This is a genomic window from Pseudomonas sp. MF6767 (assembly GCF_016405475.1).
GTDB classification, from domain to species: Bacteria; Pseudomonadota; Gammaproteobacteria; order Pseudomonadales; family Pseudomonadaceae; genus Aquipseudomonas; species Aquipseudomonas paracarnis.
In genome coordinates this window covers 198,351-213,328 of sequence record NZ_JAEKCY010000005.1, presented here as the reverse complement: position 1 = coordinate 213,328, position 14,978 = coordinate 198,351, and the positions used below count along the sequence as shown (strand labels likewise).

Here is a 14,978-nt window from a genome sequence, read left to right as displayed (position 1 = left end):
TTAGCCACTACTCCGTCATAAACGGTCGCGATACTGACGCCAGTTTTTAGAGCGTCCGGGTCTACCGGGCGACATTTTTTCCGTCCGTCATGGGTCGGTTGTGTCCTTGAGGGTGTTGCCCTCCCTCCTCACTTTCGGAGATTGATATGCGTCTTGCTTCCACTAAAACTGCGGCGGTCCTGTGTGGCGGCCTGTTGCTGGCACTGAGCGTTCCGGCCAGCGCTGCAGTCGACGCTAAATTGCTCGACATGCTCAAGGCCAACGGCCAGATCACCGCGGCGCAGTACACCGAACTGCAAATGGAACTGGCCAGGGATCAGAAAGAGCAGCAGATCGCACGCCAGGCTCAACAAGAGACCAACGAGCAGATCGCGGCCACTGCGAAAAAAACCAACGAGCTGAGCAGCTTCGACCAGAAATTGGCTTGGGCAGCCAAGACCCAGTTCAAGGGTGACGTGCGCTTCCGCCAGGAAACCATCAAGATCGACGGCGAGCCCAACAACGGTGGGCGTGACAAAGACCGTCAACGCATTCGTGCCCGCCTGGGTGCCTACACCGAAATCAACCCGCAGGTGGACACCGGTATCCGTATCGCCACCGGCGGCGGCGATGATGCACGCTCCACCAACCAGGACCAGGATGGTTACTTCGATAAAAAGTCGATCTGGCTGGACCTCGGCTACATCGACTACCACCCGGACCAGATCAAGAACCTGCACGTGATCGGCGGCAAGATGCTGCAGCCGTGGGTGAACATGGGCGATGTGATCTGGGATAGCGACATCAACCCTGAAGGCCTGGCCGTCACCTACAAATACCCACTGGGTAGCAGCGCTGAGCTGTTCGGTAGCCTGGGTAACTACAACCTCAAGGACAACGTGGACGGTGACGGCGTGCAATTTCGCCATGACCTGCGCCTGACGTCCGGCCAGTTGGGCACGCGGTTCTCGGTCACCGACAACCTGAAAATGACCTTGGGCGGCAGCATCTACGCCTACAAGAATGACGAAGACAGCCGCTGCACAACCACCACCACGCCTTGCGCATTGGCGGTCAACGGCAACTCGGCCAACAATGAATTCCGCTTGTACGAAGGCTTTGCGCAAGCAGACATCGGTGGCCTGGCCGTGCCGCTGTCGTTCTACGGCCAGTACGTGAAAAACAACGATGCGGTGACCGACCAGGACACCGCCTGGTTGCTGGGTGCCAAGTCCAAGGTGTTCGGTTTGAACCTGGACTACAACTACCGCGACGTTCAACGTAACGCCGTCGTAGGCGCCTTCACCGATTCGGACTTCGCCAACGGCACCACCGGCTCGCGCGGTCACAAGATGAAAGTCAGCTATGACATCGACAAGAACTTCGCCATCGGCGCCACCTACTTCCTGACCAAGGCTGACTTCGCCAGCCGGACCCAGCGGGATGCCGATACCAACACCTTGCAGCTGGATGCTGAAGCCAAGTTCTAACGCTTAGCATGTAGGAGCGAGCTTGCTGTGGCGAGCAAGCTTGCTTGCGCTGGGGTGCGAAGCGCCCCCAAAAGCCTGCGACTGCTGCGCAGTCGAGCGGGAGCAAGCTCCCTCGCCACAGCAAGCTCGCTCCTACATGATGTCTTTACGCCGCTCGGCGGCCAGTTGTTCGGCCAGCGCATCAACACCCTCCACCGGCTCCTGCGGCATACGCTTGAGCGTTGCCTGCATCAGGCGCATCTGACGGATAAAGCGCCGGCAGTTCGGACAAAACATCAAGTGATGACGCACCAGCAGACGCTCCCGAAAGGTCAATTGCCCATCGAGATAGTCACTGGAACGCGCTACTTGTTCTTTACAGGTCAACATTCGCCCGTTTCCTCAAAATGCTCCACCGTGGCGAAGACTTTAAGCCGCGCTCGATGCAACAGCACACGGACGTTGGAGAGTGAAAGGGTCAGAAGATTACAGATTTCTTCCAGTTCCAGGCCCTGGCGTTCACGCAGGACCAGCACACTGCTTTGCAATTCGGACAAACTCAGAATCGTATGCTCCAGGCATTTGCGCAGTTCATCTTCGGTCAGCAGCGCTTCCGGGGTGTCTTGGTGCCAAGCGTAAGGGGCGACAGCCCAATGGCCATCATCCGGGCTGAAGCGTTCATCGCCAATGGTGCCGTGGGGTGAGGGCAAATCGTCGAGAAGGACTTCCCGACGATTTTGTTTGTAACGGCTCTTTGCGGAGTTGGCAGTGATCGTCAATAACCATGTCTTGAGGCTCGATCGCCCTTCGAACTTGGCCAGGTTGCGCACCACCGAGAGCCAGGCATCTTGCACCACCTCATCGGCATGGCGCTGGCCGACGATGGCATACGCCACTGCCCGCATCGCACTCTGGTAAGTGTTGACCAAATCCTTATAAGCCCGCTGCTCACCCTTGAGCAGGCGTTCAAGCAGGTGCGCATCGTCCGCTGCTGCCATCGATTACCTCAATATTGCCGTGGAAATACGCTCAGTGTGGGAGCTGGCTTGCCTGCGATCCAGACAACTCGGTAATTCAGGCACACCGAGCCGATGACTTCGCAGGCAAGCCAGCTCCCACAGTTGATCGCGTCCGGCCACACACTCAGCGTTTGCGCAGGATCACACTGCCAATCGAATACCCGGCGCCAAAGGAGCTGAGTACGGCAACCGCGCCCTTGGGCAGGTCATCCTGATAAGTGTGAAACGCAATCACCGAGCCGGCCGAGCTGGTATTGGCGTAAGTATCGAGGATCACCGGCGCTTCTTCCACCGATGCCTCGCGCCCCAGCAATTTTTTCACGATCAAGTGATTCATGCTCAGGTTGGCCTGGTGCAGCCAGAAACGCTTCACATCAGTCACACTCAGCTGGTTTTCTGCCAAGTGCTCGCCGATCAATTCGGCCACCATCGGGCAAACATCGCGGAATACCTTGCGGCCTTCCTGCACGAACAGCTTGTCGGGGGCGCCGATGCCCTCTTCCGCCGTGCGGTTGAGAAAGCCGAAGTTGTTGCGAATGTTGTTGGAAAACTTGGTCAGCAGCTTGGTGCTCACCACATCGAACTGATGTTCGGACGTCGCCAGGTCAGCACGCTCGAGGATCACCGCCGTGGCGGCATCACCGAAGATGAAATGGCTGTCACGGTCACGAAAGTTCAGGTGGCCGGTGCAGACTTCCGGGTTGACCATCAGGATCGCCCGGGCCTGGCCCAACTGGATGCTGTTGGCCGCGTTCTGGATGCCGAAGGTGGCCGAGGAACACGCCACGTTCATGTCGAAGCCGAAACCCTGGATACCCAAGGCTTCCTGGACTTCAATGGCGATCGCCGGGTAGGCACGTTGCAGGTTGGAGCAGGCGACAATCACGCCATCAATGTCGGCGGCGGTCTTGCCGGCGCGCTGCAGGGCTTGTTCGGCGGCACCGATGGCCATCTGGCAAAGCACCGACCATTCGTCGTTGCTGCGCTCGGGCAGGCGCGGCGCCATGCGCTGCGGATCGAGGATGCCGTCTTTGTCCATCACAAAACGGCTCTTGATGCCGGATGCCTTTTCGATGAATGCCGCGCTCGACTCGGTCAGCGCCTGCACCTCGCCACGTTCGATAGCGGCGGCGTTGTCGGCGTTGAACTGTTGTACGTAGGCATTGAAAGACTGCACCAGCTCTTCGTTGGAGATGCTGTTGGCCGGGGTGTACAGGCCGGTGCCGCTGATGACGACGTTATGCACGGTCGTTCCTCTAAATCTGTCAGGCAGAAGATATTGGTACCGTCGTACCAAACTGTAAGTCGTTTGATTCCGTCCAGCAGGCATCAAACTGGCAACGCTTTATCTAATCTTGTAACCGCGAAGTTTGCCACAACGCCGGTGATTTGGCGCCATATGCCAGACAAACATCCAATTGTGGGAGGGGTTTGTCCTCATACCTGTAGGAGCGAGCTTGCTCGCGAAAAACTCACAGGCGCCGCGTTTATTCAGGAGAGCCGCGTTATCGTTGACGTTTTTCGCGAGCAAGCTCGCTCCTACAAGTGGGCCAGGGGTTCAGGGCTCTACCTGACTCCACTGCTTGCTCAAGCGCTTATCGGAAATCGGCACTTTGGTGCCCAACTGCTGAGCAAACAGCGACACCCGGTATTCCTCCAGCCACCAGCGGTATAGCTCCAACTGCGGGTCGCGCTTGCCTTCCTGGGTGTGTTTGTTCAGGCGGTTCTGGTACTGCGCCCACAGGCCGCCCAATTCGCTGCTCCACACGCGGTCCTTTTGCACCTGGCTCGGCAGTTTTTCCAGGCGCAGTTCAATGGCCTTGAGGAAACGCGGCAGTTCCTTGAACCACTGGGCCGGGGTTTCCCGCACAAAACCTGGATACACCAGGTTGCTCAGTTGCTGTTTGATATCGTTCAAGGCCACGGCCTGGGCCAGGTCGATCTTGCCTTTGAAGCGTTTTTGCAGGCCGTGCCAGAGCTTCAGCACTTCCAGGGTCAGGCGCGCCAAGCGTTCGGCGTGCTCAGTCCAACCGCCGCGCTTGCGTTCAGCCAAGGCTGCCAGGCCAGCGCCGTCCCGTGGCAGGCTATCTTCGCCTTCAAGTACGCAGGTATCGAGGCTGGCCAACAGGATGTCTTCCACCAGCGCGTCGATACGCCCCAGTTCACGGTACATCAGGCCCAGCTCGGTCAAGCCCGGCAATTTACCGCGCAGGAATTTCGCCGGTTCCGCCAATTGCTGCATCAGCAGGCGCTGCAAGGCGCGACGGTGCTGGAACTCGGCTTCGGCGGCGGTCGAGAAGCGCCCCTCCTTGACCGTGCCGTTCTCTTCCACCAGTGCCGGGTACACTGTCATCGATAGGCCGGCGATGTTCTGCTGGGTCTTTTCCGCCACCGCCGCAAACACCTTGGCCTCTACCGGCTGCTGGCTTTTCGCGGTTTGCGGCACGGCCAAGGCCGCCTGGCTGGCTTCGGCGAACCGTGCGGTGAGCTCGGCCAAGTCACGGCCTTCGCCGAGGAACTTGCCCTGGCCGTCGACCACTTCCAGGTTCATCTTCAGGTGGTTTTCCACCTGTTGCGCCGCCTCGGCCCACGCCTCATCGCTGACCCGCGCACCGGTCATGCGCAGCAATTCACGCCCCAGCGCCTGGGGCAGAGAGCCCTGGCCGAATTCGATACGTTGCAGCGCAGCCTTGACGAAGTCCGGCACCGGCACGAAGTTTTTGCGCAGCGCCTTGGGCAAGTTGCGCACCAGAGCGATGCACTTGGCTTCGATCAACCCCGGCACCAGCCACTCCAGGCGCTCGGCTGGCAACGCCGGCAACAACGGCGCCGGCACCCGCAGGGTCACGCCGTCACGGGGGTGGTTGGGTTCGAAGTGGTAACTCAAGGCCAGGGCCAGGTCGCCCAGGTGCAAGGTGTCCGGGTAATGCGCGGCGGTGACTTCACTGGCCTCGCGGGCCAGCACGTCTTCTTCACGCATGATCAACAGTTGCGGGTCTTTCTGGCTGTTGACCTTATACCAACTGTCAAAGGTGGCGGTCTGGTGAATCTCTGCGGGCAGGCGCGCATCGTAAAAGGCGTACAGGGTTTCTTCGTCGGCCAGGATGTCGCGACGGCGGGCCTTGGCTTCCAGCTCGTCGAGTTGCTCCAGCAGTTTCTGGTTGGCCGTCAGGCACTTGGCACGGGACTGAATCTCGCCGCGCACCAGGCCTTCACGAATAAACAACTCACGGGACACCACCGGGTCAATCGGCCCGTAATGCACCGGCCGGCGCCCGACCACGATCAGCCCGAACAGGGTGATCTGCTCAAAGGCCACCACCTGGCCGCGCTTCTTCTCCCAATGGGGTTCGAAGTGGTTTTTCTTGATCAGATGCCCGGCCAGCGGCTCGATCCAGTCGGCGTCGATTTTCGCCACCATGCGTGCATAGAGCTTGGTGGTTTCCACCAGTTCGGCGGTCATCAGCCATTGCGGGCGCTTCTTGCCGATGCCCGAAGACGGGTGAATCCAGAAGCGACGCTGGCGCGCGCCGAGGTAATCGCCGTCTTCGGTCTTCTGGCCGATCTGGCTGAGCAAGCCGGACAGTACCGCTTTATGCAGCTTCGGATAGTCCGCGGGCTCTTTGTTGAGGCTCAGCTGCATGTCGCGGCAGATCAGGCTCAATTGACGATGGGAGTCGCGCCACTCGCGCAGGCGCAAGTAGTTGAGGAAGTTTTTGCGGCACCAGTTGCGCAACGGGCTGGCGGTCAGTTCCTGGCGCTGCTCCTCGAAACCGCGCCACAGGTTGACCAGCCCGGCGAAGTCTGAATCCGGGTCTTTCCACTGTGCGTGGGCCTGGTCGGCCGCTTGTTGACGCTCCGGTGGGCGCTCGCGCGGGTCCTGGATCGACATGGCGCTGGCGACGATCAACACTTCCTGCAAACTGCCCAGCTTGGCCGCTTCCAGCAACATGCGGCCCATGCGCGGGTCCACCGGCAAGCGGGCAAGCTGGCGGCCCAACGGCGTGAGCTGGCTGTTGCGGTCTACCGCCGAGAGTTCTTGCAGCAGGTTGAAACCGTCGCTGATGGCCTTGCCATCCGGCGGTTCGATAAACGGGAAATCGGTGATCTCGCCCAGGCGCAGGTGCAGCATCTGCAGGATCACAGCAGCGAGGTTGGTGCGCAGGATCTCCGGGTCGGTAAATTCCGGGCGCCCGATAAAGTCTTCTTCGCTGTACAAGCGCACGCAAATACCCGGCTCAACCCGGCCGCAACGGCCTTTACGCTGGTTGGCGCTGGCCTGGGAAATCGCCTCGATGGGCAAACGCTGCACTTTGGCGCGGTAGCTGTAGCGACTGATGCGCGCCGTACCGCTGTCGATCACGTAGCGAATGCCCGGCACGGTCAGCGAGGTTTCCGCGACGTTGGTCGCCAGTACCACGCGCCGGCCCGGGTGGGACTGGAAAATGCGCTGTTGCTCGGCCGGTGACAGCCGTGCGTACAACGGCAAAATCTCGGTGTGCTTGAGCTGGGCCTTGCGCAGCATGTCGGCCGCATCACGAATCTCGCGCTCGCCGGGCAGGAACACCAACACGTCGCCAGGACTGCGCCGTTCGCTGCGCTCATAGGCGGCGATTTCATCAAGGGTGGCAAGGATCGCCTGGTCGACGGTCAGGTCGTCCTCGACGCGGTTGCCCTCCTCGTCCTGTTCCAGGGTGAGTGGGCGATACCAGGTGTCCACCGGGAAGGTACGGCCCGACACCTCGACAATCGGCGCATCGTCGAAGTGCTTGGAAAAGCGCTCCAGGTCGATGGTGGCCGAGGTGATGATGACTTTCAGGTCGGGGCGACGCGGCAACAGGGTCTTGAGGTAGCCGAGCAGGAAGTCGATGTTCAGGCTGCGTTCGTGGGCTTCGTCGACGATGATCGTGTCGTAGCGCTCGAGGTAGCGGTCGTTCTGGGTTTCGGCCAGCAGGATGCCGTCGGTCATCAGCTTGATCAGGGTGTTGGAGTCACTCTGGTCTTCGAAGCGCACTTGGTAACCGACCAGCGCACCCAATGGCGTGGCCAGCTCTTCAGCGACGCGGCTGGCGACACTGCGCGCCGCGATCCGGCGCGGCTGGGTGTGGCCGATCAGGCCGAACTGGCCACGGCCGATTTCCAGGCAAATTTTCGGCAACTGCGTGGTTTTACCCGAGCCGGTTTCACCGGCGATGATCAGTACCTGGTGCTTGTTCAGCGCGTCCTTGATCTCATCGCGCTTGGCGGCAATCGGCAGGCTGTCGTCGTAGCGAATCACCGGCAGGCTGGCGCGCCGCGCCGTGACCTGCGCGCACGATGCCTGCATGCGCGCCACCCACTGCGCCAACTTGTCCTCGTCGGGCTTCTTGCGCAGCTCAAGCAACTGCCGGCGCAAGCGGTGGCGGTCGGCGAGCATGGCGTGATCGAGGGTTTTGAGCAGTTGGTCGATGGTGGGTGCTTGGTCAGTCATCAGGTGCGTTTGGGTCGTCTATTTATGCAGGGGGCGGATTGTCGCAGAAAAGCAGCTGCTAGCGGCAAGCTTCAAGCAGCAAGTAAGGGCAGACCTACTTTCACTTGCCCCTTGCAGCTTGCAGCTTGCAGCTTGCAGCTTGCAGCTTATGGCTGCTCTTTCCTCTTATAAGGGAACACGTCGATCACCTTGCCGGCACGAATCGCGTCCTGCAGGCCTTTCCAGTAGTCAGCGTTGTACAACTCGCCATGCAGCTCATCGAACAACCGGCGCTGCCCGGCGTCGGCAAACAGGAACGGCGGGAACTCTTCGGGGAACACATCCAGCGGGCCGATGGAGTACCAGGGCTCGGAGGCCATTTCATCCTCGGGGGTGCGCGGCGCGGGAATATGGCGGAAGTTGGCTTCGGTGAGAAAGCAGATTTCGTCGTAGTCGTAGAACACCACGCGGCCGTGGCGGGTGACGCCAAAGTTCTTCAGCAACATGTCGCCGGGGAAGATATTCGCCGCCGCCAGTTGCTTGATCGCCAGGCCGTAATCCTCCAATGCTTCGCGCACCTGGGCGGGGTTGGCGTTGTCGAGGTAGAGGTTGAGCGGGGTCATGCGTCGCTCGGTCCAGCAGTGGCGGATGAGCACGGTGTCGCCCTCCACTTCGACGGTACCGGCGGCGACTTCCAGCAGCTCGGCCAGGCACTCGGGCTCGAACTTGCTCAAGGGGAAGCGGAAGTCGGCGAACTCCTGGGTGTCGGCCATGCGCCCTACCCGGTCGACGCTTTTCACCAGGCGGTACTTTTCGATCACCGTGGCGCGGTTGACGTTTTTTGACGGCGAGAAGCGGTCCTTGATGATCTTGAACACCGTATTGAAACCCGGCAGCGTGAACACGCTCATGACCATGCCGCGCACGCCGGGGGCCATGATGAACTGGTCGTCGGTGGTGGCCAGGTGGTTGATCAGCGCGCGGTAGAACTCGGATTTGCCGTGCTTGTAGAAACCGATGGAGGTGTACAACTCGGCAATGTGCTTGCCCGGCAGGATGCGCTTGAGAAAGCCGATGAATTCCGCTGGCACGGGTACATCGACCATGAAATAGGAACGGGTGAACGAGAAGATGATCGACACGTCGGCTTCGTCAGTGATCAACGCATCGATCTGGATGCCACGCCCTTCGCGGTGCAGCAGCGGAATCACCAACGGCCATTGTTCGTCGCGGGTGTAGATACGCCCCACGAGGTAGGCGCCTTTGTTGCGGTACAGCACTGAGGAAAACAACTCGACCTTGAGGTCCGGGTCCTTGCACACCCAATCCGGCAGGTTTTCCCGCAACTGGGCTTCGAGGCGGCGCAGGTCGGCGGGCAGGTCGGCGTAGGGCTCGCTGAAGCTGTAGTCAGAGAAGACCTGCGCCAGCATGTCCGCTATTTTACCGGCCGGCGTGTAGATACGGGTTTGCGCCGCCCGCGCCCGACGCAGGCTAGGCCGGGTGGTATGGATGAACATGCAGCCGTCACTGATCAGGTCATGGCTGAACAGGCCGCAGAAGATCGAGTTGTACCAGGTCTCCGACAGCTCATCGTCAAAGCGCAGGTCGATCAAGCCAATATAAGCGCTTTTTACCAAGGGCCACTGGCCGATGTCCTGCAATCCAGCAGGGTCGAAACTGGCGCGCAGACGAGTAGTCACCTCAGCGACTTTCTCCTCATACAGGTTGATGCGCGCCGCCGACGCGGCCTGCCCCTGCTGCCACTGGGCCTTCTCGAAACGCTCACGGGCGCCATCGGTGATCTGGCGGAAGTGCTCACGGTAATCGTCGAAACCGTCGAGGATCATCCGGGCGATAGCGAGGGCGGACTGCGACATGCGGGAAACCTCGAACGGGTATCTGGAAGCCCAGAGCTTAGCCAGTGAACCGAGGCAGGAGAAGAATGATTTTGCACGGGGGCAAACTGACTGCAATTAGCCATTGTGCCGACCTGCCCGCTGGGCAACACTTCTGCGCCCGATTGGCATAGGAGTTTTCCGTGAGACCTGTTGACACCCTGTATCTGCTGGGGCTGGCTGCCATCTGGGGCGCGAGTTTCCTGTTCATGCGCATCATCGCGCCGGAAATCGGCACGGTGCCCACCGCGTTTTTCCGCGTGTCGATTGCCGCCGCGGGTTTACTGGTGATCCTGGCGATGCTGCGCGTGAGCTGGGATTTCCAGGGCAAGTTCAAGACGGTCCTGCTGCTGGGCGTGATCAACTCGGGGATTCCCGCGACGATGTACTCGGTGGCGGCGCAGGTACTGCCGGCGGGTTATTCGGCGATTTTCAACGCCACTACACCGCTGATGGGTGTGCTGATCGGCGGGTTGTTTTTCAGCGAACGCCTGACGCCGGCAAAAATAGCGGGTGTGGCCTTGGGTCTGCTTGGTGTTGCCGTGCTCACCCGCGCAGGGCCGGTGGCATTTGATCTGGAACTGTTAATAGGCGCATTAGCATGCCTGCTGGCGACCACCTGCTATGGCTTCGCCGGTTTCCTGGCGCGACGCTGGCTGGATCAGCGCGGCGGGTTGGACAGTCGTCTCTCTGCCTTGGGCAGTATGCTGGGTGCTACGTTGTTTTTGCTGCCGTTCTTCGCCTTCAGCGCCATCACCCAGCCACCGGCGAGTTGGGGCGGCTGGCAGGTGTGGGTGTCGCTGCTCGGATTGGGGCTGGTATGTACGGCGTTCGCCTACATCCTGTACTTCCGCCTGCTGTCATCCATCGGCCCGGTCAAGTCAATGACCGTGACCTTCATGATTCCGCCGTTCGGCGTGTTGTGGGGGGCGTTGTTGTTGGATGAACCGCTGTCCATGGCTCATCTGTATGGTGGTGTATTGATTGCCGGGGCGTTGTGGTTGGTGTTGCGCCCGCAAAAACTGTAGGAGCGCCCCTGTGGCGAGGGAGCTTGCTCCCGCTCGACTGCGTAGCAGTCGCAAGCTCCAGGGGCGCTTCGCACCCCAGCGCAAGCAAGCTTGCTCGCCACAGCTAGCTCGCTCCTACAGGGGTGGTTTCTAGCTCTTACGGAACACGAAGACCAAGCCGACGATGATCAACGCCATTCCCAGCACGCTCAACAGCGCCAGGCGGTTACCGAAGATCAGGTAGTCCATCACCGCGGTCACCGCCGGCACCAGATAGAACAAACTGGTGACATTCACCAGGTTGCCGCGGGCAATCAGCCGATACAGCAACAGCGTCGCCAGCACCGACACCACCAAGCCCATCCACAGCACCGGCAGGTAAAAGCCTGCACTGTGCTCGAAGTGGAACGGCTGGAACGGCACGAACACTCCGCACAGCAACAGCCCGGCCAAGTATTGCAGTGGCAGCGTGCCCAAAGGATTGTCGGTGATGCGCTTTTGCATGATCGAGCCAAACGTCATGCTCGCCAGCGCCAGCAGCCCGAACACCATCCCCGCCAGGGACATGCCCGCCAACCCGATGCCCTGGTACACCACCATGATCAAGCCCGCCAACCCCAACCCCAGGCCGAACAGCCGGCGCCAGGAGCGTTGGCGCTCCATCAGCACCACGGTGAGGATCGGCTGCACACCCATGATGGTCGCCATCACCCCAGGGGTGACGTTGAGGTCCAGGGCCAGCAGATAGAAGATCTGATAGGCCCCCAGCAAAACCAGGCCCGTCGCCGCCGCATACAGCAGCGGCTTGCCGGGACGTGGCAGCTTCAACTTGAGGAGCGGGACCAGCACTACCAACCCCATCAGGGCAATGGCAAACCGGATCAACAGAAAGGCAAAGGGCGACGCATGGGCCAGGCCCAACTTGGAGAAGATCGCCCCGCTGCTCCACAGCAAGACAAACAAGCTCGTCGAGGCCGCCGCGGCCACGGATTGTTTCGAAAGCACAGACATGGTTACCACCTGTTATCAGGCAAAAAAGCCGACTCAGTAAAAAACTGAATTTCAGTAGGTTTTTTCAGGCAGGCACGGGCAACAGCGAATCGCTGATCAGCCCGAAATGCCAACACCCGGCGGTGATACGACTGCGTACACCGGCGTGCTACTGACAGGTGGGGGGTAATGACTGATCTGCGCAGGCTGCTTGCCACGGCACCGCACGACCACGGCGTTGACCGCTGAATCGACTACCGCTATGCGCTGGGAAGCTGGCATGTGCTGATCTTTTTGAAGGGATATAAAGACGCGACGACTATAACCAGCCGCAAACATACTTTGCAATCCTTTCCCCCTTGCCTTGTACATGGAGGCGTTTTCATGCCCTGGAACCTGGCCACTCGCTATAATGCCGCCCGGATTTTTCGAAGGATTTCACATGATTGCTTTGCCCTGGCTGTACCTCACCCTACTTTCCATTGGCTATGTCGTGGCTTTGATCTACGGCCAACTGGGCGTACTGGCGGCGGTCTCCATCGCACTGCTGCTGGTGGCCGGGTACGCCGTGCGCCAGCAACGCAACCCTTGGGCACGCTACTTGGGCCAAGGCTTGTTTATCGTACTGGCCCTGGGCCTGGTGATGCACTGGCTGCCGGGTTTCTATAACGGCCGCGGTATTGCGCCCCAGCGTTTAACTCCGGACTCAGTGCCCTTCTCGATGTACCTGAACCAGGACAAGCCCCTGATAGGCTTCTGGCTGTTGCTGGCCTGCCCGTGGATTGTGGCGCGACGCTCATTGCGCCTGTCGATCTACGTCACCGCACTGGCACTGACCCTGACCGCCATCGTCGCACTGGGTGGTGCCGCACTGATGGGAATGATCAGTTGGGCGCCGAAATGGCCGGACCAGGCATGGCTGTGGGTACTCAATAACCTGCTGCTGGTGACGCTGGTGGAAGAAGCGCTGTTTCGTGGCTATGTTCAGGGCGGCCTGAGCCAACGTTTCAAACACTTGCCCTACGGCGAGAACCTTGCGCTGCTGCTGGCTTCGCTGTTATTCGGCCTGATGCATTTCGGTGCGGGTTGGCAATGGGTGACGCTGGCCAGTATTGCCGGGGTCGGTTACGGCCTGGCGTATCGCTTTGGCGGGCTCGGCGCAGCGATTGCCACGCATTTTGGCTTGAATCTGCTGCACTTCGGCTTGTTCACCTACCCAATGCTGGCCAGCTAAGCCTGCCCGACTGTAAGAACGAGCTGTTGTGGCGACGGAGCTTGCTCCCGCTCCGGTGCGTAGCGCCCGCAAGTTGTTTGGGGCCGCTTCGCAGCCCAGCGGGAGCAAGCTCCCTCGCCACAGTCGGCACTCTGCTCCCAGGATTGTTGCAAAAATAAGTTAAATAAATGCCCAGCATGGCCGATAACCCCTGAAAGCCTTGCGGATTGAACAATCATGCGTAATAACCAACCCGTTACCCAGCGCGAACGTACCTTCCCTGCTCAGCAACGGTTGATCTCCACCACAGATGCCAAGGGTGTCATTACCTACTGCAACGACGCGTTTGTCGAAATCAGTGGGTTCACCCGCGACGAACTGGTCCGTGCTCCGCACAACCTGGTGCGTCACCCGGATGTGCCCTCGGCGGTGTTCGCACACATGTGGTCCACGCTCAAACAAGGCTTGCCATGGATGGGCATTGTCAAGAATCGCTGCAAGACCGGCGACCACTACTGGGTTAACGCCTATGTAACACCGGTATTCGACGGTAACCAGGTGATCGGCTACGAATCGGTGCGCATCAAGCCCACCGCCGAGCAGATCCGCCGGGCCGAGGCGCTTTATCAACGCATCAACCAGGGCAAGTCGGCGATTCCCCAGCGCGACAAATGGCTGCCGGTGCTGCAGGACTGGCTGCCGTTTATCCTGGTCAGCCAACTGAGCTTCATGATCGGCGCCACCCTCACCTCCCAGTGGGGCTTTGCCTTGGCGGCAGCGTTGTCCGTGCCGTTGGGCCTGCTGGGGCTGAGCTGGCAACAGCGCGGCCTCAAGCGCTTGCTGCGCCTGGCCGAGCAGACCACGTCCGACCCGCTGATTGCGCAGATGTACACCGACAGCCGTGGCGCCCAGGCCCGACTGGAAATGTCGATTCTCAGCCAGGAAGCGCGTCTGAAGACCTGCCTGACCCGCTTGCAGGACACTGCCGAGCACCTCAACGATCAGGCGGCACAGTCCAACACCCTGGCGCACAGCAGCTCCAGCGGCCTGGAACGTCAGCGTGTGGAAACCGAACAGGTGGCCACCGCCGTCAACCAGATGGCTGCAACCACCCAGGAAGTCGCCAGCCACGTGCAGCGCACCGCCGACGCCACCCAGGAAGCCAACCGCCTGACCGGTCGCGGCCGCGATATCGCCGGGGAAACCCGCGAGGCGATTCAGCGGCTTTCGGCCGCCGTTGGCGAGACCGGCGTGACCGTCACTCAACTGGCCAAGGACAGCGATGAAATTGGCGGCGTTGTCGATGTAATCAAGGGCATCGCCGACCAGACCAACTTGCTGGCACTCAACGCCGCTATCGAAGCCGCGCGTGCCGGTGAGATGGGCCGTGGTTTTGCGGTGGTCGCCGATGAAGTGCGCCAACTGGCGCAGCGTACGGCCGAATCCACCGGGCAGATCCATGCCCTGATCGCCAAGCTGCAACACACGGCGGCCGCGGCCGTGCAAACCATGGACGCCGGGCACCGCCAGGCCGAAGAAGGTGTGGCGCGGGTGATGGAAGCGGACCAGGCATTGGTGGGTATCAGCGAGGCGGTGGCCAATATCACCGACATGACCACCCAGATTGCCGCGGCCACCGAAGAGCAAAGCGCCGTGGCCGAGGAGATCAGCCGTAACATCAGCACTATTGCGCTGTTGGCAGACCAGACCTCAGAGCAGGCGATGAACTCGGCGCAGTTGAGTGAAGAACTGACTCATACGGCGAATACTCAGTACTCGCTGGTGGAGCGTTTTAACCGGTAGAACTTCAAGGGCTCACTTTCTCCAACAAGTGAGCCCCTTGCAGATGGCTATCACTCATCATCTTTTTATCACCAAGCATTCTATAAAACTGTCAATTCTCACAGTTAACCTTTGAACGCCTCCCTCCTTATAGTGTGAACCTGTCAAACAGGAG

Annotated in this window: 10 protein-coding genes; 4 read left to right on the top strand and 6 right to left on the bottom strand. The window is 60.3% G+C overall.

Annotated features, from left to right (window positions below):
* Window positions 1–146: 146 nt before the first annotated feature.
* Window positions 147–1,469, top strand: coding sequence for a putative porin (locus JFT58_RS11225; RefSeq protein ID WP_003193136.1), 1,323 nt, complete (start codon window positions 147–149; stop codon window positions 1,467–1,469).
* A gap of 132 nt (window positions 1,470–1,601) precedes the next feature.
* On the opposite strand, the gene JFT58_RS11220 is transcribed toward JFT58_RS11225, so the two are convergent.
* From JFT58_RS11220 to aceK, 5 genes are all read right to left on the bottom strand, one after another.
* Complete coding sequence (locus JFT58_RS11220) at window positions 1,602–1,838, bottom strand: anti-sigma factor family protein (protein WP_014719432.1); 237 nt, start codon at window positions 1,836–1,838, stop codon at window positions 1,602–1,604.
* A complete protein-coding gene (locus JFT58_RS11215) occupies window positions 1,832–2,446 on the bottom strand; it encodes an RNA polymerase sigma factor (RefSeq protein ID WP_034128412.1) in 615 nt (204 codons plus the stop codon). Before JFT58_RS11215 ends, JFT58_RS11220 begins: the two co-directional genes overlap by 7 nt.
* A gap of 145 nt (window positions 2,447–2,591) precedes the next feature.
* A complete protein-coding gene (locus tag JFT58_RS11210; protein ID WP_034128411.1) occupies window positions 2,592–3,713 on the bottom strand; it encodes a beta-ketoacyl-ACP synthase III in 1,122 nt (373 codons plus the stop codon).
* A gap of 312 nt (window positions 3,714–4,025) precedes the next feature.
* The gene (gene hrpA / locus JFT58_RS11205; protein ID WP_054897843.1) at window positions 4,026–7,937 is read right to left on the bottom strand and encodes an ATP-dependent RNA helicase HrpA; all 3,912 of its coding nucleotides are present in this window, start codon (window positions 7,935–7,937) and stop codon (window positions 4,026–4,028) included.
* Window positions 7,938–8,083: 146 nt separating this feature from the next.
* Complete coding sequence (gene aceK / locus JFT58_RS11200) at window positions 8,084–9,793, bottom strand: bifunctional isocitrate dehydrogenase kinase/phosphatase (protein WP_034128409.1); 1,710 nt, start codon at window positions 9,791–9,793, stop codon at window positions 8,084–8,086.
* A gap of 161 nt (window positions 9,794–9,954) precedes the next feature.
* On the opposite strand from aceK, the gene JFT58_RS11195 reads away from it, so the two are divergent.
* Complete coding sequence (locus JFT58_RS11195; RefSeq protein ID WP_054897844.1) at window positions 9,955–10,839, top strand: DMT family transporter; 885 nt, start codon at window positions 9,955–9,957, stop codon at window positions 10,837–10,839.
* A 129-nt stretch (window positions 10,840–10,968) separates the two neighbouring features.
* Here the strand turns inward: JFT58_RS11195 and JFT58_RS11190 are convergent, their stop codons facing one another.
* Window positions 10,969–11,829 (bottom strand): DMT family transporter, encoded by an 861-nt coding sequence (locus JFT58_RS11190; protein ID WP_054897845.1) that lies wholly within the window; start codon window positions 11,827–11,829, stop codon window positions 10,969–10,971.
* A 421-nt stretch (window positions 11,830–12,250) separates the two neighbouring features.
* On the opposite strand from JFT58_RS11190, the gene JFT58_RS11185 reads away from it, so the two are divergent.
* Window positions 12,251–13,042 carry a CPBP family intramembrane glutamic endopeptidase gene (locus tag JFT58_RS11185; RefSeq protein WP_054897846.1) on the top strand — a complete coding sequence of 264 codons (792 nt, stop codon included), beginning with the start codon at window positions 12,251–12,253 and terminating at the stop codon, window positions 13,040–13,042.
* Window positions 13,043–13,258: 216 nt separating this feature from the next.
* A complete protein-coding gene (locus tag JFT58_RS11180) occupies window positions 13,259–14,824 on the top strand; it encodes a methyl-accepting chemotaxis protein (protein WP_034128405.1) in 1,566 nt (521 codons plus the stop codon).
* Window positions 14,825–14,978: the final 154 nt, after the last annotated feature.

What these genes read in the sequence shown, in the direction of transcription:
- JFT58_RS11225 (WP_003193136.1), top strand. Translation starts at nt 147, where the DNA reads ATGCGTCTTGCTTCCACTAAAACTGCGGCGGTCCTGTGTGGCGGCCTG.
- JFT58_RS11220 (WP_014719432.1), bottom strand. Translation starts at nt 1,838, where the DNA reads ATGTTGACCTGTAAAGAACAAGTAGCGCGTTCCAGTGACTATCTCGAT.
- JFT58_RS11215 (WP_034128412.1), bottom strand. Translation starts at nt 2,446, where the DNA reads ATGGCAGCAGCGGACGATGCGCACCTGCTTGAACGCCTGCTCAAGGGT.
- hrpA (WP_054897843.1), bottom strand. Translation starts at nt 7,937, where the DNA reads ATGACTGACCAAGCACCCACCATCGACCAACTGCTCAAAACCCTCGAT.
- aceK (WP_034128409.1), bottom strand. Translation starts at nt 9,793, where the DNA reads ATGTCGCAGTCCGCCCTCGCTATCGCCCGGATGATCCTCGACGGTTTC.
- JFT58_RS11190 (WP_054897845.1), bottom strand. Translation starts at nt 11,829, where the DNA reads ATGTCTGTGCTTTCGAAACAATCCGTGGCCGCGGCGGCCTCGACGAGC.
- JFT58_RS11185 (WP_054897846.1), top strand. Translation starts at nt 12,251, where the DNA reads ATGATTGCTTTGCCCTGGCTGTACCTCACCCTACTTTCCATTGGCTAT.
- JFT58_RS11180 (WP_034128405.1), top strand. Translation starts at nt 13,259, where the DNA reads ATGCGTAATAACCAACCCGTTACCCAGCGCGAACGTACCTTCCCTGCT.